The following is a 22028-nucleotide window of genomic DNA, read 5'->3' as shown; positions in this document are numbered from 1 at the left end:
ATGAAGGCCGGACTGCGCCAGCGCATGAGCTGGCTGCACACCTGGTGCGGACTGGTGTGCGCCTGGCTGCTGTGCCTGATCTTCCTGGCGGGCAGCATCAGCGTATTCCGCGCGCCGGTCTCGCGGTGGATGACGGCCGAACCTGCCCTGCCGCCCGCGCCGGCGGTGCTGCCGCAGGAGGCCGCGCTGGCGGCGGCGTCGCGCTTTCTTGCCGGGCAGCAGGCCGACGCGCGCTTCTGGCGCATCGAGCTGCCCGAAGCGCCCGGGCACGCGATCCGGCTGGTTTGGCGCACCGCCGCCGGCGACACGCGCGACGCCGCGGTGGATCCCCGCGACGGCGCCCTGCTGCCCCAGCCATGGGGACGCAAGAGCGAAGGCGGGCGCCATTTCATGACGCTGCACTACACCCTCCATGGGGGCACCTTCGGGTTCTGGCTGGTGGGCTGGCTGACAATAGGGATGCTCGCGGCGCTGCTGTCAGGCATCGTGGTGCACAAGCGCATCTTCAAGGACTTCTTCACGTTCCGCCCGGGGCGCGGGCAGCGCGCCTGGCTTGATGGCCACAACGCGTCGGCCGTGCTCACGCTGCCGTTCCAGCTGATGATCGCCTACACCGGACTCGCAATCTTCTACACGAGCTACATGCCGGGTCCGCTGCGAGCGGTGTATGGCGAGCAAGGCGCGGCGCGCTGGCAGACGGAGCTCGCCGAAAGGGCCGCGCCAGCCGAATCTGCCGCGCTGCCGGCCCGCCCGCCGCTGGACGACAGCCTGCCGGCCCGTCAGCAACTGGGTGTCCTGCTGCATGCCGCGCAAGCGGCGCTGGCGAGTCCGGCGCGCATGATCATCGTGGAGCGCCCGGGGCAGTCCCGGGAACGCATCAGCGTGTATGGCCGGCCGGATGCCGGGTTGGCGATACGCGACCTCGGCAGTCCGGCCGGCCGTGCCGTGTTCGACGGCGCCAGCGGCGCATTTTCCGCCCTGCATCCGGCCGCAGGCAGGCAGCCGGCCGACGCGGCGCATGAAGTGATGGAGCGCCTGCATGTGGCCGCTTATGGCGGCTGGACCATCAAGTGGCTCTATTTCATTTGCGGACTGGCAGGCACGCTGATGATGGCGACGGGGGCAGTGCTCTTCACGATAAAGCGGCGCAACAAAGGCCTGGGCGAATTCGGCGCCTGGACGCCGGCGTTCTATCGCATTGCCGAGTCGCTCAACGTGGCGGCGATCGCGGGAGCCTGTCTGGCTTGCATCGCCTACTTCCATGCCAATCGTCTGCTCCCGGCCGCGCTGCCCGCCCGCGACATCTGGGAGATCCGCGCTTTCTTCCTGGCGTGGCTCCTGGGCCTGGCGCATGCTTGCGCGCGGCCGGCGCCGCGCGCCTGGTTCGAGCAGTTCGCCTGCACCGCGCTGCTGTGCCTCTTGCTGCCCGTGACGAACGTACTGACCACCGGGCAGCACGCACTGGCCTATGCTCGCGCCGGCGATTGGCAGGCCGCGCTGGTGGAGTCCACCATCGTGGTGTTCGGCGGCCTGTTCGCGCTGCTGGCCTGGCGCCTGCGCACGGGCGACTGGGCCACGCCCGGACGGGGACGCGTGACGGCCGCCCCGCAAGGCTATCGCTGGCGTGTGCTGGGACGCGTGCTGTGCGCGGTGCTGGGCGGCTATGCCTTGGCCAACCTGGGCGCCATCATGCTGGCCCAGGCCCTGCCGCTTGGCGGCCTCGCCAGCCCGGCCATCAGCGTGGTCGTGGCCAGCCTGCTGAGCTTTCTGATCTATGCGCTGGCGGCGCTGTGGGTGTTTGCGGCGCGCGGCGCGTGGCGTTGGCTGCTGACCGGCATAGCCGTGCTGGCGGCGCTGGCCTGGGCGATGGGGACGGCATGAGCACCACCTTTGCCGCCCTTGCATCGCTGGCGCTGGCCTTCGCCGCCCTCGCCTGCCTGGCGCTGGCCATGGACCGGCATCACGAGCAGGCGACCCGCCGCGAAACGACAACGTCAGGTATCAGGTGCGGCTTGCGCCTGGGCGCGGCGCTGCTGGCGCTTGCCGCAATGGCAGTCTGCCAGCAGGCCTGGGGCGTCGTCGTGGCAACGCTGGTCTGGCTAGGCATGCTGTCGTGCGGCGCGATCCTGACCACCCTCACGCTCAGCTACGCGCCGCGGCGGCTCCCGACGCTGGCCACGGCGGCGGCGCTGCTGGGCTTGGGCCTGGCCTGCGCCTGAAACCGTCGGCAATACAAAACCGGGCGGCACATGCGACCACGGGTAGCCCTTCAGGCCCATCTCGTACGCCGTGTCATAGAGCGACCGCATGTATTCCGTGTCGAACTCTTCTTTATGCGGCGCCCGAAAGCTTGACGGAATGAACGCCAGGTTGAACTCGACATCATCGCGATGCGCCGTCGTGTAAATGCGGTAAAGGTCGCCTATACCCTGGCTTTGAATCATGGACACGACCGCGCGAGCGGCGATGCTCATCGTGGCGCGCTGCACTTGCATCCAGTCTGCATCGAGTCGTGCGTTGCGGACAATATAGAGTTTGCGTTCGCGCGTGATGCCGATCATGGCGGTCTCCTGCGCCAAGCGCAGTGAGACGGGGTAGGCGAATACCTGCGCCACGACGCCGCCATCGACGTGCATTTCCTGGTAACGCCGTCCGCCGGCTTCCACGTCGATCATCATTGGCGGAAAGGCCCCTGGAATCGACGTCGAGGCGACCATGACCTTCACGAACAGGTCCAATGCCGCCGGACCGCCGTACGTTGCGATCTTGCCCATATCCCAGATGACGCCACGGCCTGAATCGAGGTTCGTCGTGCCGATCAAGAGCAGGCGGCCCTTGGCGTATTCGGCGGCGATCTCCTTGAGGAGTTCGTCGGTGACGAATTTTCGGGTCAGGCCCAGGAGCGGCCGGTTGTCCGCCATCGCGTCGCTCAACACGCCGCCCAGCAGGCTGCGCTTCTCCAGCACGTCGCTGGGCGAAGTCATCGTGTAGACCTGCTTTAGCGTGGCGTCGTATTTCTTGCCCAAAAAGGCGAACGGGGCAATGAGCGCGCCCGTACTGATACCGGTCACCAGCTTGAACTCCGGCCGGGTTCCTGTTTCGGTCCATGCGTTCAACAAGCCCGCTGCGAAAGCGCCGTTGTCGCCGCCACCGGAAATCGCAAGGAATACCGCGGGTCCCAGCGCGCCCGTATGTCCCTGCTGAGCAAGGTAAGCCTGTTCTCGTTTCAACGCCTCGTATCCCGCTTGGGCCAGCCCCGGCGCACTGGCGGCGATAAAGTAGCGCACGCCAGGCATCCCGGGGATTTCAGCCTTATCGACGACTTCGTGGGGAACCGCTTGCAGGCGCGGCGGCGCGGTTATGCACCCCTGCAGGGCAAGCCCGACCGTCACGAAAAGGACGAAGCTGATCGCGGGGCGGATGTTCCCCCTGATGGCGACCCGCGCTCTGAACAAGCTCACGAAGAATCCGCGCATGGCTTTCGCCTTTTCGCCCAGGCAGATGCTCGACAAAGGCCAAGCCCCCTGCGTGTTGAGCCGAAATCGTCAGCCGCGCCCGCGCAGTGCGACCGCCATCGCATCCAGCGCGTACCCGATATTCTGGAGGACTTTGGCGGTGGCAGTGCGCGTGAACTCGTCGGACGCGGTTTTCATGAACGCAGCCATCAATTCAGGATGTGCCTTGGCGTAGCCGTCACCGAAGATTGAATCGATCTGGGTTTCCGCTGTCCGCAGATAGCTCTCCGCGCGCTTTTCGGCCAGGATGTACAACGTGTCGAGGTTGGCTTCAATGAATTCAGACATGACGGGCTCCAATGACGACAGTCGGCAGCTACCAGCCTGGGTTGGTGCGCTTGCTGAAGTCAGCGTAGACCAGCCGGCATCGTGGAAATTGACATTGGTCAACATACCCGGTGGCCGATGTCTGATCGTTACCAGCGCCGCGCCATTGCGCAGCCCGGGCAGGCGGTTGCGGCGGCAACGGCCTGCCCGGACGCGGCGAGCCATCCGTCAGAGCTTGGCCACGGATACCTCCGTGGCCTTCACGAAGGCGAGCACCTCGGTGCCGACTTGCAGGTCCAGCTCTTTGACGGAGCGCGTCGTGATCACCGAGGTGACGATACCCCCAGGCGTGTCGATCTCGACTTCGGACACAACGGACCCGAGCACGATCTCGCGGATCTTGCCGCGGAACTGGTTGCGGGCATTAATGGATTGAATGGCCATGCGTAACTCCTGTAACGCAACGGGATTGCGTGGTGTGGTGGCCTGCCGACATCGACAGACACGAAAAATCCTGGGGTGCGGCTTTCCTCCTGGTCTCTTCCAGCCAGCCTGCGCCCACCCATGGCGCAGGGCCAATGGCAAAAGGCAAGGCGGCCCAGCACGACACCGGTTGGCGCGCCCACTTCACCCATTCGCGCCGGCGGATACGCCGAACACGGCGGCGCAGCGCCGCCCAGGCCGCGCCGATGCGCGCATTGACCCCCTGGCCTGCCCCGGCGCTCATCGGGCCGTCCCGCTCAGGCGGATGTCCTGCGCGCCCGCGCGTTCGAGTTGGGCCACGAGCTGCAGCTCCCAATCGAGGTAGGCGCGGAATCCCGCATTGCGCGCGGCCACATCGTCCAGCAGATACGGGCTGATGTCCTGGTCGTCATCGCCCGTCAGCCCCCCCGCCGCGCCGCTGTCCAGCGCGAGGCCCGCGGCCTGCCATGCGCGGGTGCCGCCTTGCAGCGCATACACGGCCGGCGCATGCGCGTCGCGCCGCAGTTGCCACTGGAGTTCGGCGGCCACGCTTTGCGCCAGCACACCGTCCTCTGACACGATCACCACACGCCGCGCCCGCTCGTTGGCAAGCAGCGCGGGCAGCCGGTCGGGCGCGGCGTAGCGGGCGCCCGGCACGTGGCCACGCACATACGATTGCCGGCGGTCCACGTCGTACACCAAGGTGTCCGCGGCCGCCAACCAGGCCTCAAGCACCGGCGCCCGCACCACCGGTGCCGGGTCGCGATGACGCAGCACGCGCACGCGCTCGGCGCCGCTCTCGAGCGTCACGCTGCGGGCGGGCTCGCCCGGCGCGGCGGCCTGCGGCGCCAGCGGCGCGGCAAACAGGTAGACCTCTACCGCGCCCAGTTGCCGCAGCCAGGCCGCCGTGGTCAAGGCGCGCACGCCGTCGTGGTCGGCCAGCACCACGCGCGCGCGGCGCGTGCCCACGTATTCGTCGGTGGCCTGCACGAGCTGACCGCCCGGCGCCCAGCGCCAGCCCGGCAAGTGGCCGGACTCGTATTCTTCCCGCGTACGCACATCGAAGCGATACAGGCTGCGCTCGCCAGCAGCGGCGTCGGCCTCGAACGCCGCCAGCCGCGCGGCATCGATGTAGTCCACGCCGGCAGCCGCGATCACGGCCCGCGCCCGTTCGCGCGCTTGCGCGAGCGAGGCTGGCCCCGGCTCGGCCAATGCGGCCTGGCGCCCGTAGGCGAGCTCACGGCCGGACAGCAGCCATTCCATCGTGCCATTTTTGAGCGACGCGACCTTGTTGGGAATGCCGGCGTCGATGAGCGTCTGCGCGCCCACGATCGAACGGGTCCGGCCCGCGCAATTCACGACCACGAAGGTCTTCGGGTCGGGTGCAAGCTCACCGATGCGATAGACGAGCTCGGCGCCCGGCAGGCTGTGCGAGAACGGCAGGGTGAAATGGTTGAACTCTTCGGGGGTGCGGCTGTCGACGACGACGATGTCCTCGCCGGCCGCGACGCGCGCCGCCAGTTCGTCCACGTCGATCCAGGGCGTGTGCTTCTCGTGCTCGATCACCTCGCCGAACGCCTTGCTGGGCACGTTGGTGCCCCAGAACACTTCACGGCCGTCCGCTGCCCAGCCGCGCGTGCCGCCCGCGAGCACGGCCACGTCGGTGTAGCCCAGCCGGGTAAGCTTGCCCGCCGCCTCGTGGGCCAGCGATTCGTCTTCGTCCACCACCACGATGCGCGTGCCGCGCCGCGGGACCAGCCGGTCGATGCGCTGCTCGATACGCCAAAGCGGGGCATTGGCGGCTTCGAGAATGTGCCGCTCGGCATAGCGGCCCGCTTCCCGCACGTCCAGCACGGCGATCTCGGCCGTGCCGCGCAGCGCGCGCTCCAGTTCGTCCGCGCTCACGCGGGCATGGAAAATCGCGGCCGGTGGACCGAACGTGCGATAGGCGCCGCCCGCGGTGCTCTCGAACACCACCCGGCCCGGCAGGCGGTCCAGCGCCAGTCCGTAGAAATGCAGGTGTGCGCCGGCGGCGCTGCCGATCAGCTCGATCGTGTGCACGTCGTCAGGCTGCAGCACGATCGACGAACCCTGTGCCACGTCGACGCGCCGCACGTGCGTGAGCACGTCGCGGCCCGGCTCGGCGCCCGGCGTGCGCGCGTAGACCTCGTTGCGTTCTTCTCCCCGCACGCCAGCGATGATGGCCCATGTCGTGTGGTCGTGCGGCGGCTGCGCCTTGCCGGCTTCGCCCAGCGACAGGTAGAGCGCGTAGGCGCCATCCGTGTCCTCGGCCAGGCGATAGATCGTGCCCGGGCGCTCAGGATGCAGCGCGAAACTGCTGGCGTCGAATAGTTCGGTGCGCGCGGCCAGCCCGCGCAGCAAGGCGGCGGCGGCCTCCAACTGACTGGGCGTGGCGCGAGCCGGATCGGGCAATACGGCGCGCACGCCGGCGATGAAGGCGGCGACGGCGCGCGCCCGCTGGGTCTGGACGGAAAGCTTGGCGGTGGGCGGCAGTTGAGTCATGAAGGTTCCATTTCGGTACAAGCCCGGACTGACGCCACGGGCGGGATGGCAACCAGACTACGTCGGTCCGCGAGGCCGCGGCAACGCAGAAAACCGACTATCCATATGCGGCATGCCGCCCTGCCCGCCCCGAATAACCACATGCGAAAAACGACGTTCCCCGCAACGGCGAGGCTGCCTAGCATCGTGGCCTTCCCGATCGTCCGAGCAACACGCTCGCGGCGTCACTGGACTTCACGAACAGGATTCCCCATGTCCGCACAACCTCAAGCGCCTGCACCGCGGCGCGCCGCCGTCCGGGTGGCCGTCGACGTCGGAGGCACCTTCACCGACATCGTGCTCGAACGGGGCGACGTGCGCCACTCCGCCAAGTTGCTCACGACCCCGGCCGCACCCGAACAGGCGGTACTCGAAGGCATCGGCGAACTGCTCGCCACCGCCTCGCTCACGTGGGCGGACGTCGACCGCCTGGTGCTGGGCACCACGCTCGCGACCAATGCGCTCATCGAACGCAAGGGCGCCCGCACCGCCCTGATCACCACCGCCGGATTTCGTGACCTGGTCGAAATCGGCCTGGAGGATAGGTATGCGCAATACGACATCTTCCTGGACAAACCGCAGCCGCTCGTCCCGCGCGACTGGCGTCACGGCGTGGCCGAACGCGTGGATGCCCAGGGCCGCGTGCTGACGCCGCTGGACGAGGACGCCGTCCGCGCGCTGGCCCGGCGCCTGCGCGAGGATCGCATCGAGAGCGTGGCCGTCTGCCTGCTGCACAGCTACGCCCATCCCGCGCACGAACGCCGCATCCGCGACATCCTGCGCGACGAACTGCCCGATCTGTGGATCTCGTTGTCCTCCGATGTGTGCGCCGAGATCCGCGAATATCCCCGGCTGTCCACCGTGTGCGCCAACGCTTACGTGCAGCCGCAGGTGTCAGGCTATCTGCGGCGTTTCGAGGACGCCGCGCGTGAACGTGGATTGCGCGCCGAACCCTTCCTGATGACGTCGGGCGGCGCCATCGCCACCCTGCGCACCGGGGTGGAAGAGCCGGTGCGGCTCGTGGAATCCGGCCCGGCCGGCGGCGCCATCCTCGCCCAGCACATCGCCGAGCAGATCGGCGCGGCACGGGCGCTGTCCTTCGACATGGGCGGCACCACCGCCAAGATCTGCTACATCGACGACTACCAGCCTCAGATCAGCCGCAGCTTCGAGTTCGGCCGCGTGCACCGCCATCTGAAGGGCTCGGGCCTGCCGATCCGCATCCCCGTGATCGAGATGATCGAAATCGGCGCGGGCGGCGGCTCGATCGCCCGGGTCAATCACCTGGGCGTGATCCAGGTCGGGCCGGACAGCGCGGGCTCCACCCCGGGTCCGGCCGCATACGGTCTTGGCGGCCAGCATGCCACGGTGACCGACGCGCATGCCGTGCTGGGCACGATCACCCCCGAACGCTTCGCCGTGGGCAAGGTGTCGCTGGACCCGGCGCTGGCGAAAATCGCGGTGCAGGCCCACCTGGCGAGGCCCGCCCAATTGACCGGCCCCGAAGCCGCTCAGGCGGTGGTCGACGTGGTCACCGAGAACATGGCGAATGCGGCGCGCGTACATGCGACCGAACTGGGCAAGACGGCCGACGAGCACACGCTGATCGCCTTCGGCGGCGCCGCGCCGCTGCACGCCGCGCAGCTCGCCCGCAAGCTCGGCATCGCCACCGTGATCGTGCCGCAATCGGCGGGCGTCGGCTCGGCCGTCGGCTTTCTGTGGGCGCCTATCGCCTACCAGGCGGTGCGCAGTCTCCACCAGCGCCTGGATCGCATCGACCTGCCGCTGGCCACGCGGCTGCTGGACGAACTTACGGCCCAGGTGGAAGCCGTGGTGCGCCGCGCGGCGCCCGGCGAGCCCATCGCGATCAAGCGCCAGGTCTACATGCGGTATGCCGGCCAGGGTCACGAGATCGCGATCGACCTCGCCGCCGGCGCTTTCGACGCGGCGGCCGCCCGCGCCCTGGGCGAACAGTTTGCGCAGCGCTACGCCCAGATCTATGGCCGCAGCCTGCCGCACGTACCGGCCGAAACGGTGAGTTGGTCGGTCGCGGCGCAGGCGGGAACGCGCCGGGCCATCGCGCCCGACGTGATCGACGCGGCCGGCCCCAAGCCCGCGACGCCGGCGGGCCAACGCACGCTCTACGACTTCGCCGCTGCGCGCTGGCGGGACGTGCCCGTGTACGAACGCAACGCGCTCGCGCCCGACCAGATCGTGCGCGGGCCCGCGCTCGTCGTCGAAGACGAGACGACGACCCACGTGCCCGATGGCTTCGTGGCCCATCGCAGCCCCCAGGGATCGCTCGTGCTGCACGATCAGCAACGCGTTCCCGCCACGCCTACCCCGCATTTGGAGACCACGGCATGACGTCGACTTCCCCATCCTCCGACGCGCGCTCGCGCATCCGTCATCAGCTTGCCTGGAACCGGCTGCTCTCGGTCGTGGAAGAGCAGGCACAGGTGTTGATCCGCTCGGCCTTCGGCACCGCCACGCGCGAAGCGGGCGACCTCTCGGCCGGCGTGTTCCTGCCTGATGGCCGCATGATCGCGCAGGCCGTGACAGGCACGCCCGGCCATGTGAACGCCATGGCCGAATCGGTGAAGCACTTCCTGCGCGTGTTCCCGGCCGAGACCCTGCGCGAAGGCGACGTTCTGCTCACGAATGATCCCTGGAAAGGCACCGGCCACCTGTTCGACATGACCATGGTGTCCCCCGTGTTCCATGGCGCACGCCTGGTCGCGCTGTTTGCCTCGACGCTGCATGTGATCGACATCGGAGGCATCGGCAGCAGCGCCGACGGCCTGGAGGTCTATCACGAAGGGCTGTTCCTGCCCATCGTGAAGCTGTTTCACGCCCATCAGGCCGATCCGGGCGTATTCGCGATCATTCGCGCCAATGTGCGCGAGCCGGAGCAAGTCGAAGGCGACCTCTACGCGCTGGTCGCCTGCAACGAAGTCGGCGGGCGCCGGCTCAAGGACCTGCTGCGCGAATTCGAGCTGGACGACCTGGAGGCGCTGGGCAACACCATCATCGAACAATCGCGCGCGGCCATGCTGCATGCCATCGCGGCCTGGCCGCAAGGCAGCTGGTCCCATCGCCTTACCATCGACGGCTATGACGCGCCGATCGATCTTGCCGCGCGCGTCACGGTGAAGCCAGGCCGCATCCTGGTGGATTTCGACGGGACCTCGCCGCAAGTGGCGCGCGGCATCAATGTGGTGAAGGCCTATACCGACGCCTATACCTCCTTCGGCATCCGCTGCCTGATCGGCCCCGACGTGCCGAACAACGCGGGATCGCTATCCGTCGTGCAGGTGAGCGCGCCCGAGGGCTCCATTCTCAACGCGCGCTTTCCGGCTGCCGTGACGGCGCGCCACATCATCGGCCAGATGCTGCCTGACGCGGTCTTCGGCGCACTGCGCCAGGCGCGGCCCGACCAGGTTCCGGCCGAGGGCAGTTCCTCGCTGTGGAACCTGCATCTCGTCGGCGGAGAGCCGCTCGCGGGCGCCAGCGCCGGCCAGAACGACGCGCTCATCGCGGGCCAACGCTTCAACGCCGTGAGCTTTTCCACGGGCGGCACCGGCGCCCGGCCCGGCAAGGACGGCCTGTCGGTGACGTCCTACCCGAGCGGCGTACGCAACGTTTCGATCGAGATCCTGGAAGCCGCCAATCCGCTCGTGTTCGAGCGCAAGGAGTACCGCACCGACTCGGGCGGACCGGGCGCGCAGCGGGGCGGGCTGGGACAGACCATCGCGGTCCGCCACGCCGACCCCGCCGCGGCCATGATCATCGCCGCCGCCTTTGACCGCGTCGTGCATCCCGCGCGCGGCGCGCTGGGCGGTCATGACGGCGCGCCCGGTCGGCTGGGGCTGGCGTCGGGCGCGGCGCTGCGAGCCAAGGGCCGCCAGTTGATCCCCGCCGGCGACACGCTGGTGGTGGAAACCCCGGGCGGCGGCGGCCTGGGCGATCCGGCCACGCGCGATCCCGCCTTGCTGCGCGACGACCGGCGGCTCGGCCTGGTCAGCGCCGAGCAAGCGCGCGGTAGCTATCTCGACTCTTGAATGTCCGCCGCCGCGACGCGCGCGGCGGCGTCTCCCTATCGACTTTCGCACCCTACACACCATGAAACTCTCTCGCCGTACCCTTCTTGCCGCCGCGCTCGCCACGGCCCTCGCCGCGCCGCTCGCCCTTCCCGGCGCCGCCCAGGCCCAGGAATCAGCCAAGCCTCAAGGCGGCACGCTGACCTTGCTGCTGCCTTCGGAACCCACGGCGCTCGTCACCGTGGGCAACGTCGCCACGCCGATCCTGAGCGTGAGCGCAAAGGTTACCGAAGGCCTGCTCAAGTACGACTACGACCTGACGCCCCAACCGCAACTGGCGACCGCATGGACCGTCAGCCCGGACGGGACCGTCTACACGTTCACGCTCCGCCAGGGCGTGCGCTGGCACGACGGCAAACCCTTCACATCGGCCGACGTGGCGTATTCGCTCAATCTGCTCAAGAAAATCCACCCGCGCGGCCGCAACACCTTCGCCAACGTGACCGCGATCGAGACCCCCGACGACCATACGGTGGTGCTGCGCCTGTCCAAGCCCGCGCCCTACCTGATCCGCGCGTTCGTGGCCACCGAAACGCCGATCGTGCCAAGGCACGTGTACGAGGGCACCGACCCGCTCACCAACCCGGCCACCGCCGCCCCGATCGGCACGGGGCCGTTCAAGTTCAAGGAATGGGTCCGGGGCAGCCACATCGTGTACGAGCGCAATCCCGATTACTGGGACAAGCCCAAGCCCTACATCGACCGGCTGATCGTGCGCGTGGTCGCGGATCCCGCCGCCGCGGCGATCGCCTTCGAAACGGGCACCGCCGATCTCGGCTACCGCACGCCCGTGCCGCTGGCGGACCTGAAACGTCTGCGCAAGGTGCCGAGCCTGCGCTTCGAGACCCTGGGCAACAGCTACTCCTACAACGTGACCCGGCTCGAATTCAACCTCGACAACCCCTACTTCAAGAACGAGAAGGTGCGCCAGGCCGTCGCGCACGCGATCGACCGCAACGTCATCCTGAAGGTCGTGAACTATGGCGTCGGCCAGGTCGCCTACTCGCCCATCGCGCCGGGCTTGAAGACGTACAACGATCCCACGCCCACCCCCTACCCCTACGACCTGAAGCGCGCCAATGCGCTGCTCGACGAAGCGGGCTTTCCGCGAGGCGCCAACAACTTGCGCTTCTCGGTGCCGCTGGATTTCAATCCCATCGGCGCCGACGGCGCGCGTCTGGCCGACTACCTGCGCACGACGCTGGGCCGCGTGGGCATCGCCGTGAACGTGCGCGCGCAGGACGCGTCGGCCTTCATCAAGCGCGTCTACACCGATCGCGACTTCGCTTTCACGACCAACGGTGCAAGCAATCTCTTCGATCCGACGGTCGGCGTGCAGCGGCTGTACTGGTCCAAGAACTTCATCAAGGGCGTGCCCTTCTCCAACGGCACGCACTACAACAATCCGAAGGTCGATGCGCTGCTCGAAGCGGCGGCTGTCGAGAACGATCCCGCCAAGCGCGTCGCGCTCTTTACCGAATTCCAGCAGATCGTGGCGCGCGAGGTGCCCGACCTCAACCTCTACCAACCCGAATTCATCACGATCGCGAATCAGCGCGTGCACGATCATTCGCTGACCGCCGATGGCGTGGAATCGAACCTGGCCGACGTGTATCTCGATCCGCCGGCCAAGCGTTGAGGGCAGGCAGGACCGGGCCCGCGCCCGGACTGCCGCTTACTCGCCGATTCCTTCGCCCCGCAGGGCGCTTTCGACGAGGGTCTGTGTCAGCGTGGGCACGAACAGTTCGATGAAGTGGTAGGCGTAGCCGCGCAGCCAGGCGCCGCGGCGCGCCGCGAGCCGGGTGAGGTTGATCTCGAACAGATGACGCGCGTCGATGGCCGTCAGGCGCGTATCGCGCTCGGCATCCCAGGCCACCGAGGCCACGATGCCCACCCCCATCTCCAGCTCGACGTAGGTCTTGATCACGTCGGCGTCCATTGCGGTCATGACGATGTCCGGCGTGATCCCCGCGCGGGCGAACGCCTCGTCGATATGGGCCCGCCCCGTGTAACCGTGGCCGTACGTGATGATGGGATAGGCGGCAAGCTGCGATAGCGTGGGCGCCACCGTGTTGGCCAGCGGATGGTGCGGCGGCACGATGATGCTGTGCGTCCATCGGTAGCAAGGCAGATTCACGAGGCCGGGATAGTCGGCCACGGCTTCGGTCGCCACGCCGATATCGGCCTCGCCTTCGAGCAGCATCTCGGAAACCTGCTTGGGCGACCCCTGGTGCAGATGCAGCACGACCTCCGGATAGCGCGCGCGAAACTCCTTGATCACCGGCGGCAGCGCATAGCGCGCCTGCGAGTGCGTGGCGGCGATGGAAAGCACGCCGGTGGTCGCGCCGGCGTACTCCGCGCCAGCCTGGCGGATGTTGTCGGCTGCCTGCAGGATCTGTTCCACCAGCGGCAGGATCAGTTCGCCCGGCGGGGTCAGGCCGATCAGCCGCTTGCCCGATCGCACGAAGATGTCGACGCCGACCTCCTCCTCGAGTTCGCGGATCTGGCGGCTTACTCCCGGCTGCGAGGTGTGCAAGCTTTCGGAAACGTCGGTCAGGTTGAAATCGCGGCGCACCGCTTCGCGCACGGAGCGCAATTGCTGGAAATTCATGGGGAGGTCATCCGGGGATGGCGGCGTCAACCCAGCAAGGCAAGCTGGTTGCCGCTGGGGTCTTTCACGTACATCACGCGCTGCGGCGCGTCCGCCGCCGAACAGACGGGATGATGGCCGGCCGCGTGCAGGCGGTCGCGCACGGCGTCGAAGGCGTCGGTGCGCAAGGCCAGGTAGTCCGCCTTCACGCCCGGCGTCAGGGTGGACACCGGCGACAACGAAAGCGTGGCATTGCCCAGCGCGAAGGCGAGGCGGGCGCCTCCCGCGCTGCTTACCTCGTTCAGCCCGAGGATGTGGCGATAGAACTCGCGTATCGCGCCGGCCTGCCGGGCGAGAAACGAGAGCTGGACGGACTCGATGGACAAAATGGAAGACATGCCTGGATTCCTGCTGCTGAACCAGGCACATGATAGGCACGCACGCCCATGAAAAACAAAGAGGAAGTAATCGTGTCTACATGAGCGCGAGGCTTAAGGACGGGGCCGTCTTTGCATATAGCGCCGGGCCGGGGTCGGCCCGTGCGTTCAGGCGCTCAGGCGCAGACGCTCGCGCACCGCCGCGAACGCCTGCTCGAGGTCGGCGATCAGGTCGGCCGGGTGCTCCAGGCCCACGTGCAGGCGTACCGCGCTGCGCCCGCCCGCCCAGCCCGTGTGCTCGGCCAGGCGCTGCGGCGCGGCCTCGAGCGCCAGGCTCTCGTATCCGCCCCACGACGCGCCGATTGCAAAGTAGCGCAGCGCATCCACGAACACGCTCGCCGCACGCGGATCGGGCTGCGCGAACGAAAACGTCAGCAGGCCATTGGCGCCGCTGAAATCGCGCCGCCAGAGCGCATGCCCCGGATCCTGAGGCAGCGGCGGATAGAACACCTGCGCGACGTCCGGATGCTGCGCCAGGTAATGGGCCACGTCGGTGGCATTGACCTGATGCCGCGAGAGCCGCACGTCCAGCGTGCGGATGCCGCGCAAGGTGAGATACGCGTCGTCCGCGCCCACGGACAGTCCCAGCGCATCATGCGTGGCCGCGATGCGGCCGAACAGGCCGGCGCTGTCGGCCGTGACCGAGCCCATCATGACATCGGAGTGGCCGGCGAGGTACTTGGTCGCCGCCTGGATCGAGAGGTTCGCGCCCAGGGCGAGCGGCTGGTGATACAGGCCCGCGCCCCAGGTATTGTCGACCGCCACGACCACGTCGCGTTCGCGGGCCTGGGCCGCCAGCGTCGGCAGGTCCAGCACCTCGTAGAGCAAGGAGCCCGGCGACTCCAGGTACACCAGCCGCGTCTGGGGCCGCAGCGCACCGGCAAGCGCATCGCGGCCGGGCGTGAAGTACTCCACCGTGATGCCCTGCCGCGCAAGCAGCACCTGGTCCACCTTGCGCACCGGCGCGTACACGCTGTCGCTCACCAGCGCATGATCGCCGGGCTTGAGCAGGGCGAGGAACACGAGCGTGATGGCCGAGAGCCCGGACGGCGCCAGCAGCGTGCGGTAGCCGCCCTCGAGCGTCGTGATGGCGGATTCAAGCGCCGCATGGGTATCCATGCCATGGCGGCCGTAAGTCGCCACCCGGTCGCCGGCGCCGCGCTGCGCTTGCAGCCGATGCTGGGCGGCGCTGTCCGCGAAACGAACCGTGCTGGTGCGTACGACCGGTACGTTGACCGGGCCCGAGCCGTCGCGCAGCGCCGGCGAACCGGCATGGATCAACCGCGTGCGCAGATCGGCGTCGCCATGGGAAGCGGGATCGTGGCTCAAGCGCGCATCGCTGTGCGTGGGCGCCGCGGAACGGGGAAAGTTCTCTGTCATGTGAGGTCCTGGTGGAAACGTATGGCGGGCGCCGGCACCGGGCCGTCAGACCGCCAGCCGCAGGGGATCGAAGGAAAGCAATGCGTCGAACGGATCGGCGCGACGCCGCGCCGGGGCCCCGCCGGCGGCGCGCTGCAGGAAGGCACGCGTGCGCTCGCTGCGCGGCGCGCCAAAGAGCTGGTCCGGCCGGCCGGACTCCACGATGCGGCCGGCTTCGGTGAAGTACACGGTGTCGCTCACCTCTTCGGCGAATCGCATCTCGTGCGTGACAAGTACGCAAGTCATGCCATCGTCGACGAGATCGCGGATCACGGTGAGCACCTCGCCCACCATCTCGGGATCCAGCGCCGACGTCACTTCGTCGAACAGGATGAGTTCGGGCTCTAGCGCCAGCGCGCGGGCGATGGCCACGCGCTGCTGCTGCCCGCCGGACAGTTCGCCGGGGTAGGCATCGGTCTTGTGTTCCATGTGCACACGCGCCAGGAGTGCCCGTGCCCGGTCCCGCGCCACGCCGCGCGGCACGCCGCCCACCTTGATGGGCGCGGCGACGAGGTTCTCCAGCACGCTCATGTGCGGAAACAGGTTGTACTGCTGGAAAACAAAGCCGACCCGCTTGCGCAGCGCGATCAGGTCACGCTCACGGCGCAGCGCCTGCACATCGACGTCGCCGACATGAATCCCGCCCTGTTGCGGGCGCAACAAACCCGTGATGCAGCGCAGGATCGTCGACTTGCCGGAACCCGAGGGGCCGATGATGGACACCGCCTCGCCCTGCCGCACGTTGATGTCGATGCCTTTCAAGACCGGTGTGTCGCCGAACGACAGGTGCACGTCGGACAGGCGGACCAGAGAATCAGTGTCGGGCATGGCGCCGCTCCAGGTAGCGCGTCAGGCGCGAAATGGGATAGCAGTAGGCGAAAAAGAGCGCCAACAGCGTGAAATAGATAAGGATGGTGAAGTCGGTCCGGGCCACGGTATTGCTTGCCACCGTGGCGGTGTCGACCAGGTCATGCACGCCCACCAGCGAAGCGAGCGCGGTGCTCATCGTGATGCTGGCGTAGAGATTCATCCAGGGCGGCAGCATCCGGCGCAGGCATTGCGGCAGGATCACCGTGCGAAAGATCTGCGTGCGGGCGAAGCCCAGCGAATGGGCCGCCTCCCACTGCGCGGCCGGAATGGACTGCACCGCGCCGCGAAAGATTTCCGCCACGTTCGCCGAGGCCGGCAGCGCCAGCCCGATCACCACCTTGATCCAGTCCGGAAACGGCAGCACCCAATGCGCCACCGGAACCTCGAACGGGAACACGTAGGTGGTGAAGTACACCAGCACCAGGATCGGCGCATTGCGGAACACGAGCACATAGGCGCGCGTCGACGCGCGCAGCGGCGCGAGCGGCGAGAGCGAGATCGCGCCCACCACCAGCCCGAGCAGGGTGCCCATGGCCATGGCGAGCAGGCTGATCTGCACATTCATGCCCAACCCGCGCATCAACGCCGGCCACCAGTACCAGAGCCTTTCGACGGCGACCGGCGTGGTGCCGGACACCCGCAAGTACAACGCCGGCACGGCCAGCAACAGCAGCACGATGAACCAAGGATCGCGCCATACGCCGCGCAATACGCCGCGCACCCGCGTCCGCGCGCCCGGTGCCTGCCCCGCGCGGCCCAGCTTGAGGGTCGTGTCATTGGCCATAGCCGGGCATCCTCAGACGGCTTTCGAGCCAGCGGCCGGCCACGCTCACGAGCCAGGTCAGCAGGCCGAAGTACAGCAGGATCAACAACAAGAGCTCGAGCACGTTGTCGCGCTGCGACCAGATCATGATCGACTCATAGGTCACGTCGCCCACGGCGATCGCCGATGCGATGGCCGTCATCTTGACCAGATCCACCAGATTGTTCACGAGGGCGGGCAAGGCAAAGCGCAGCGCCAGGGGCAATTGCACGCGCCACAGGATCTCGACGCGCGAGAACGCCAGCGAGCGGGCCGCTTCAAGCGTGACACCCGGCACCGCCTCGATGCCCGCGCGCAGCGCTTCGGCATGGAACACGGCCTTGTGCAACGACACCACCAGAACGACCCACATGAAGGGCGTAATGGGGTTTCCACCCTCCAGCTTTTGCGAGATCAGCATATTGAGGACGAGGAACGCACAGTAAAGCTGGACCAGCGTGGGCGTATTCCGCGTGAGTTCCACGAAGGCCGCGAGCGGTCGCGTGAGCCAGGCGCGTCCACTGGTCAGCCCGGCCGCGATGAGCACGCCGAACAGCAGGCTCACCGGGATCGATGCCGCGCACAGTTGCAGCGTGACCCACAACCCGTGCACGAACGCCGCGCGTTCGCCGGCATCCAGGACGAAGGCGTAATTCAGGCCGAGCGGCCGGGCGAACGCCACCCAGCCTTCAAGCAGGCTGTGCGTCATGCCGTCTCCTTCGCCGTCCGCGGCACCGCAGGCGCAGCCCGCAAGGCCTTCACGGCGCGCGCGATCCGCTCGACGGCCAGTTCAAGCTGGGCATCCGAGGTGGCGAACGACAGGCGGAAGTAGGGCGACAGGCCGTAGGGGGCGCCGCGCACCACCGCCACGCCCTCGGCGTCGAGCAGCCAATCCACGAAGCCGCCGTCGTCGTCGATGGCGCGGCCATCGGGACGAATGGCGCCGATCAGGCCCTGGACGCCGATCCAGGCAAAAAATGATCCTGCCGGGGCATGCACCTGCAGCCCGGGCACGGCGGACAGACCTTGGCCGATCAGGCGGGCCCGCCGCGCGTACGCGGCGCGCGCCTCTTCCACAAAGCCGTCCGCGGCGCCCTCGAGCGCCGCGAGCGCCGCGGCCTGCCCGATCGCGCTGGGGCCCGACGACACTTGCGACTGCACGGCCTCGAGCGCGGCGATCAGGCCCGCGGGCCCCGTGCCCCAGCCGATGCGCCATCCCGTCATCGCATAGGCCTTCGAAACGCCGTTCACCAGCAAGGTACGCGCCTGGAAATCGGACGCGACGGCCAGCCAGTGCGCGGGCGGCTCGCCGATCCATACTTCTTCGTAAAGCTCGTCCCACAGCACCAGCACGTCGGGATGCTGGCGCAGGACCGCGGCCAGCGCGGCGAGCTCGGCCGCGCGGTAGACCGCGCCGGTGGGATTCGCGGGCGAGTTCAACACCAGCCAGCGGGTCCGGGGCGTGAGCGCTTGGCGCAACGCGGAAGGCGTGATCTTGAACCCGTCCTCCGCCCGCGTGGGCACGATGACGGGCGTACCGCCGTTGACGCGCACGCTGTCGGGGAACGTCGGCCAGTACGGCGCGGGCACGATCACCTCGTCGCCGGCATCCAGCGTGGCATTGAAGGCCAGGTAGATCACCTGCTTGCCGCCATTCGAGACCAACACATCGCGCGCGTCGACACGCAGATCGTGGCGCGCCTCGTAGCCCCGCGCGATCGCCTCGCGCAGCGCCCAGGTGCCCGCGGTGGGGGTGTACTTGGTCTGGCCGTCGTGCAACGCGGCCACGGCAGCCTGCTTGATCGCGGCCGGCGTGTCGAAATCGGGTTCGCCGGCGGTGAGCGTGACGATGGATCGGCCTTCGGCGCGCAGGCGCGCGGCCTGGGCGCTGGCGGCGGCGATGGGCGAGACTTCCGCGGCGCGGGCGCGTTGCGAGAGCAAGGCGGGAAACAGGCTGGCGGTCATGAGGACTCCTGGAGATGGCGTGCGGAAAGCGGAGATTCAGGGCGTCGCCGGCTCCGGCGGCGCGGCGTCGAACTCGCCGCGTTGCGCCCGTTGCTGCGACTGCCGCAGGTAATCGGCAGGTACGTTCCACTTCTCGGCCTCGGCGACCAGACGGCCGGTCTGATGCCAGTCGCGGATCACGCCATCGACGAAGGCGCGCGTGTCGGCCTCGCCGCGGCGCGTCCAGATCACCGTGGGAGACGGAATCAGCGGGACCGACGTGGCAAGCTCGAATGCCGTCCACTCCGACGCGCTCTTGCCATGCAGGGTCTCGTAGAGCGCGGGCTGGATATGCACGGACGCATCGCAGGTTCCCCCCTTGAGCGCGAGCAACGATTCCGGAATGTTGCGCAACCCCTTGACCACCGCGCCGTAGGTTTCCTGCAGGGGCTTGGCGAAGTTGCTGCCTTGCGACACGCAGGCCACTTTGCCGCGCAGATCTTCCCAGCGCTTGATCCCGCTCTTTCTGGACACCATGGCCGCCCCGCCCACCAGGTTGTAAGGCGTGGACGCGTAGCTCAGGATCTCGCTGCGCTCCTGGGTCCACTGGATGTTGGCGATCAGCAGATCGACCTTGCCGGCCTGCAGAAACTGCACCCGCGTGGACGCCGTGACCGGGACGGTCTCCAGTGCCACGCCCAGGCGGCGAGCGATATCGGCGCCAAGTTCTGCCTGAAATCCGCCGATCTTGCCCGTGGCGGGGTCCAGCACGCCAAACGGCGGGCTCGCGCCATCCACGCCCACGACCAGCTTGCCGCGCTGTCGCACCTTGTCGAGGGTGGCATCGGCGCGGGCCTGCGTGGCCAGGCCGAGCAGCGCGACGGCGGCGGCCAATGCGATGGCCCAGCCAGAACGACGAGTCGCACGCTGCGTCATGCTCCGCCCCCCTTCCCGGCCTTGTCGTGCAGCTCCTGCAACAGCGGCTGCGGCGGCGTGATGCCCAGGCGCTTCTCCGTCTGGATCAGCCAACCGGTGCGATGCCAGTCCTGGATGACCTTGTCGACCGCGGCGATGGTCTCGGCCTCGCCCTTGCGCGTCCATACCACCGAGTTCGCCGGCAGCACATCCGTCGCGATGGGCGCATGGAAGTCGGCCCATTCGGCGTTGTTCTTCAAGAGCGGATGAATCAGCGTGGAATCGTGAACCGCGGCCACGCACAGGCCGCCCTTGAGCGCGAGCAGCGAATCCGACGAGGTTTTGTAGCCCTTCACGTCCGCGCCGTAGTCGGCAGCGAGCGGCTTGGCGTAGCTGGAGCCCTGCGACACGCACACCGGCTTGCCGCGCAGGTCTTCCCAGCGGGTCACGCCGCTGTTCTTGCGTGTGGCTGCCGCGCCGCCCACCCGGTAGAACGGCGTGGGTGCGTAGCCCAGGATCTCTGCCCGCTCCGGGTTGAGTTCCATCGAGGCGATCAGCAGGTCCACCTTGCCGGAGATCAGGAACTGCACGCGGGTCGGCGTCTGCACCTGCACAAGCTCCACGGGCACGCCCAGGCCTTCGCCCAGCTTGCGCGCCAGTTCGGGATTCCAGCCCACCAACTGCTGCGTGGCCGGATCGAGCGAACCGAACACGCCGCCGTTGGCGAGCACCCCGATGGTCACCTTGCCGCGCTCGCGGATCTTGTCTTGCGTGGCGTCGGCGTGAGCGAGGCCCATGCTCACCAGCAGGCCAAGGGCGGCGCCGGCGCGCAGCGCATGACGGCGGGCCTTTCGCTGGAAGCGGTGTTGGAAGTTGTGTCGAGCCATGTGGACTTCACCTTCATCAGAAAGAAAGGCGGCGTGTCGCCAGCCGGAAAGTGCGCTCATGGTGCGGGCCGCGGCGCGCGCCGGCAAAGAAGGCTTTCAACTATGGATATGAGGCCGGGCCGCCCAAGGATTTCGACTTTGCATATGCGCTTTGCTTCGTAGCCGGCGCGCCTTGCCCTCCCCTACGATCGGCCATCCCACGTCGCAGACCGCCATGCCCTTCCTTCGCGCCCCCGCACTCATCTCCCGCCTGCCCGCCCTCGCGCGCACCACCGCCCGCACCATCCTGCACGCACTGCCCACGGTGGCGGGCGTGATCCTCTTGAGCTTTTTCCTGATGCAGGCGGTGCCCGGCGATGCGGCCGACGTGATCGCCGCGGAATCCGGCTCGGCCACCGCCGACAGCATGGCCGCCACCCGCAAGCATTTCGGGCTCGACCTGCCGGTGCTGCAGCAACTGGGCAACTATCTGCACCATCTGGCCCGCCTCGATCTGGGACTTTCTCCGCGCTACAACACGCCGGTCGTGGACCTGATCGCCAGCCGGCTCGGCAACACTGCCCTGCTCATGAGCGCCGCGCTTGGGACAGCCCTGCTGGCGGGCATCGCGCTCGGCGCCGTGATGGCCTCGTTCGTCGGCCGCTGGCCCGACCGGCTGCTGTCGCTCGCGGCGTTGCTGCTGTATTCGACGCCCGGCTTCTGGCTAGGCCTCATGGCGATCATCCTGCTTTCGGTGCAGCTGGGCTGGCTGCCCCCGGGCGGCGTCGGCACGTTGGGCGCCGACACGCACGGGCTCGACCGCCTGCTGGACGTCGCGCGCCATCTGGTGCTGCCGACGCTGGCGCTCGCCGGCTTCTACGTCGCGATCTTCGCGCGCCTGACGCGCGCGGCCATGCTGGAGGTAAGCCGCCAGGATTTCGTGCGCACCGCCCGCGCCAAGGGTGTGGCGCCGTTGCAGGTCACGTTGCGCCATGTGCTGCGTAATGCGCTGATGCCCGTGCTCACCGTCGCCGGCCTGAACTTCGGCACGCTGCTCGGCGGCGCGGTCGTGGTCGAGACGGTCTTCAGCTGGCCCGGGCTGGGACGGCTTGCATACGAGTCGGTGATGGCGCGCGACTACGTGGTCCTGATGGGCATCCTCATTCTTTCTTCGCTGCTCGTGATCATCGCGAACATCGTGGTCGACCTGGCCCAGGCCGCGCTCGATCCCCGCGTGCGCACCCGCTGACGCGCCGCATCTCCTGACTTCCCGATTCGC

At 68.3% G+C, this 22028-nt stretch carries 19 protein-coding genes; 6 read left to right on the top strand and 13 right to left on the bottom strand.

What is annotated here, in order from left to right; all coding sequences use genetic code 11:
* Together ACZ50Q_RS08360 and ACZ50Q_RS08355 are read left to right on the top strand one after the other, a co-directional pair.
* Nucleotides 1–1881, top strand: coding sequence for a PepSY-associated TM helix domain-containing protein (locus tag ACZ50Q_RS08360; protein WP_464081157.1), 1881 nt, complete (start codon nucleotides 1–3; stop codon nucleotides 1879–1881).
* Complete coding sequence (locus tag ACZ50Q_RS08355) at nucleotides 1878–2219, top strand: DUF3325 domain-containing protein (protein ID WP_464081156.1); 342 nt, start codon at nucleotides 1878–1880, stop codon at nucleotides 2217–2219. The genes ACZ50Q_RS08360 and ACZ50Q_RS08355 overlap by 4 nt, the downstream gene beginning before the upstream one ends.
* Here ACZ50Q_RS08355 and ACZ50Q_RS08350 read toward each other — a convergent pair.
* The 4 genes from ACZ50Q_RS08350 to ACZ50Q_RS08335 all read right to left on the bottom strand — a co-directional run bounded on the left by ACZ50Q_RS08350 (nucleotide 2100) and on the right by ACZ50Q_RS08335 (nucleotide 6767).
* Entirely contained in the window at nucleotides 2100–3476 is a 1377-nt protein-coding gene (locus ACZ50Q_RS08350) for a patatin-like phospholipase family protein (RefSeq protein WP_464081155.1), read from the bottom strand. The genes ACZ50Q_RS08355 and ACZ50Q_RS08350 overlap by 120 nt on opposite strands.
* Before the next feature lie 69 nt (nucleotides 3477–3545).
* On the bottom strand, nucleotides 3546–3803 hold the full coding sequence (locus tag ACZ50Q_RS08345) for a hypothetical protein (RefSeq protein ID WP_464081154.1): 258 nt from the start codon (nucleotides 3801–3803) through the stop codon (nucleotides 3546–3548).
* A gap of 207 nt (nucleotides 3804–4010) precedes the next feature.
* On the bottom strand, nucleotides 4011–4226 hold the full coding sequence (locus ACZ50Q_RS08340) for a TOBE domain-containing protein (RefSeq protein ID WP_092582696.1): 216 nt from the start codon (nucleotides 4224–4226) through the stop codon (nucleotides 4011–4013).
* A 279-nt stretch (nucleotides 4227–4505) separates the two neighbouring features.
* The gene (locus tag ACZ50Q_RS08335) at nucleotides 4506–6767 is read right to left on the bottom strand and encodes a rhodanese-like domain-containing protein (RefSeq protein ID WP_464081153.1); all 2262 of its coding nucleotides are present in this window, start codon (nucleotides 6765–6767) and stop codon (nucleotides 4506–4508) included.
* 252 nt (nucleotides 6768–7019) lie between these two features.
* Between ACZ50Q_RS08335 and ACZ50Q_RS08330 the strand changes: the two genes are divergently transcribed.
* The 3 genes from ACZ50Q_RS08330 to ACZ50Q_RS08320 all read left to right on the top strand — a co-directional run bounded on the left by ACZ50Q_RS08330 (nucleotide 7020) and on the right by ACZ50Q_RS08320 (nucleotide 12545).
* A complete protein-coding gene (locus ACZ50Q_RS08330; protein ID WP_464081152.1) occupies nucleotides 7020–9173 on the top strand; it encodes a hydantoinase/oxoprolinase family protein in 2154 nt (717 codons plus the stop codon).
* Nucleotides 9170–10867, top strand: a complete 1698-nt coding sequence (locus tag ACZ50Q_RS08325) for a hydantoinase B/oxoprolinase family protein (RefSeq protein ID WP_464081151.1) — start codon at nucleotides 9170–9172, stop codon at nucleotides 10865–10867. The genes ACZ50Q_RS08330 and ACZ50Q_RS08325 overlap by 4 nt, the downstream gene beginning before the upstream one ends.
* Before the next feature lie 61 nt (nucleotides 10868–10928).
* On the top strand, nucleotides 10929–12545 hold the full coding sequence (locus tag ACZ50Q_RS08320) for an ABC transporter substrate-binding protein (protein ID WP_464081150.1): 1617 nt from the start codon (nucleotides 10929–10931) through the stop codon (nucleotides 12543–12545).
* 36 nt (nucleotides 12546–12581) lie between these two features.
* Here the strand turns inward: ACZ50Q_RS08320 and ACZ50Q_RS08315 are convergent, their stop codons facing one another.
* From ACZ50Q_RS08315 to ACZ50Q_RS08275, 9 genes are all read right to left on the bottom strand, one after another.
* Nucleotides 12582–13517, bottom strand: coding sequence for a CysB family HTH-type transcriptional regulator (locus tag ACZ50Q_RS08315; RefSeq protein WP_092582701.1), 936 nt, complete (start codon nucleotides 13515–13517; stop codon nucleotides 12582–12584).
* Between the two features lie 26 nt (nucleotides 13518–13543).
* On the bottom strand, nucleotides 13544–13894 hold the full coding sequence (locus tag ACZ50Q_RS08310; protein ID WP_092582702.1) for a VOC family protein: 351 nt from the start codon (nucleotides 13892–13894) through the stop codon (nucleotides 13544–13546).
* Between the two features lie 147 nt (nucleotides 13895–14041).
* Complete coding sequence (gene metC / locus ACZ50Q_RS08305) at nucleotides 14042–15313, bottom strand: cystathionine beta-lyase (RefSeq protein WP_464081149.1); 1272 nt, start codon at nucleotides 15311–15313, stop codon at nucleotides 14042–14044.
* Nucleotides 15314–15358: 45 nt separating this feature from the next.
* Nucleotides 15359–16180 carry an amino acid ABC transporter ATP-binding protein gene (locus ACZ50Q_RS08300; protein ID WP_092582704.1) on the bottom strand — a complete coding sequence of 274 codons (822 nt, stop codon included), beginning with the start codon at nucleotides 16178–16180 and terminating at the stop codon, nucleotides 15359–15361.
* On the bottom strand, nucleotides 16167–17006 hold the full coding sequence (locus ACZ50Q_RS08295; RefSeq protein WP_464081148.1) for an amino acid ABC transporter permease: 840 nt from the start codon (nucleotides 17004–17006) through the stop codon (nucleotides 16167–16169). The genes ACZ50Q_RS08300 and ACZ50Q_RS08295 overlap by 14 nt, the downstream gene beginning before the upstream one ends.
* A complete protein-coding gene (locus ACZ50Q_RS08290) occupies nucleotides 16996–17733 on the bottom strand; it encodes an amino acid ABC transporter permease (RefSeq protein WP_464081147.1) in 738 nt (245 codons plus the stop codon). Before ACZ50Q_RS08290 ends, ACZ50Q_RS08295 begins: the two co-directional genes overlap by 11 nt.
* Nucleotides 17730–18989, bottom strand: a complete 1260-nt coding sequence (locus tag ACZ50Q_RS08285; protein ID WP_464081146.1) for an aminotransferase class I/II-fold pyridoxal phosphate-dependent enzyme — start codon at nucleotides 18987–18989, stop codon at nucleotides 17730–17732. The genes ACZ50Q_RS08290 and ACZ50Q_RS08285 overlap by 4 nt, the downstream gene beginning before the upstream one ends.
* A gap of 36 nt (nucleotides 18990–19025) precedes the next feature.
* On the bottom strand, nucleotides 19026–19904 hold the full coding sequence (locus ACZ50Q_RS08280) for a transporter substrate-binding domain-containing protein (RefSeq protein WP_092582708.1): 879 nt from the start codon (nucleotides 19902–19904) through the stop codon (nucleotides 19026–19028).
* On the bottom strand, nucleotides 19901–20680 hold the full coding sequence (locus ACZ50Q_RS08275; RefSeq protein WP_464081965.1) for a transporter substrate-binding domain-containing protein: 780 nt from the start codon (nucleotides 20678–20680) through the stop codon (nucleotides 19901–19903). The genes ACZ50Q_RS08280 and ACZ50Q_RS08275 overlap by 4 nt, the downstream gene beginning before the upstream one ends.
* Nucleotides 20681–20984: 304 nt before the next feature.
* On the opposite strand from ACZ50Q_RS08275, the gene ACZ50Q_RS08270 reads away from it, so the two are divergent.
* Nucleotides 20985–21998: an ABC transporter permease gene (locus ACZ50Q_RS08270; RefSeq protein WP_464081145.1), complete on the top strand. Its 1014-nt coding sequence runs from the start codon at nucleotides 20985–20987 to the stop codon at nucleotides 21996–21998.
* Nucleotides 21999–22028 lie beyond the last annotated feature (30 nt).

The organism is Achromobacter sp. T5-5 (assembly GCF_055397965.1).
This window is presented reverse-complemented; position numbering and strand designations above follow the sequence as displayed.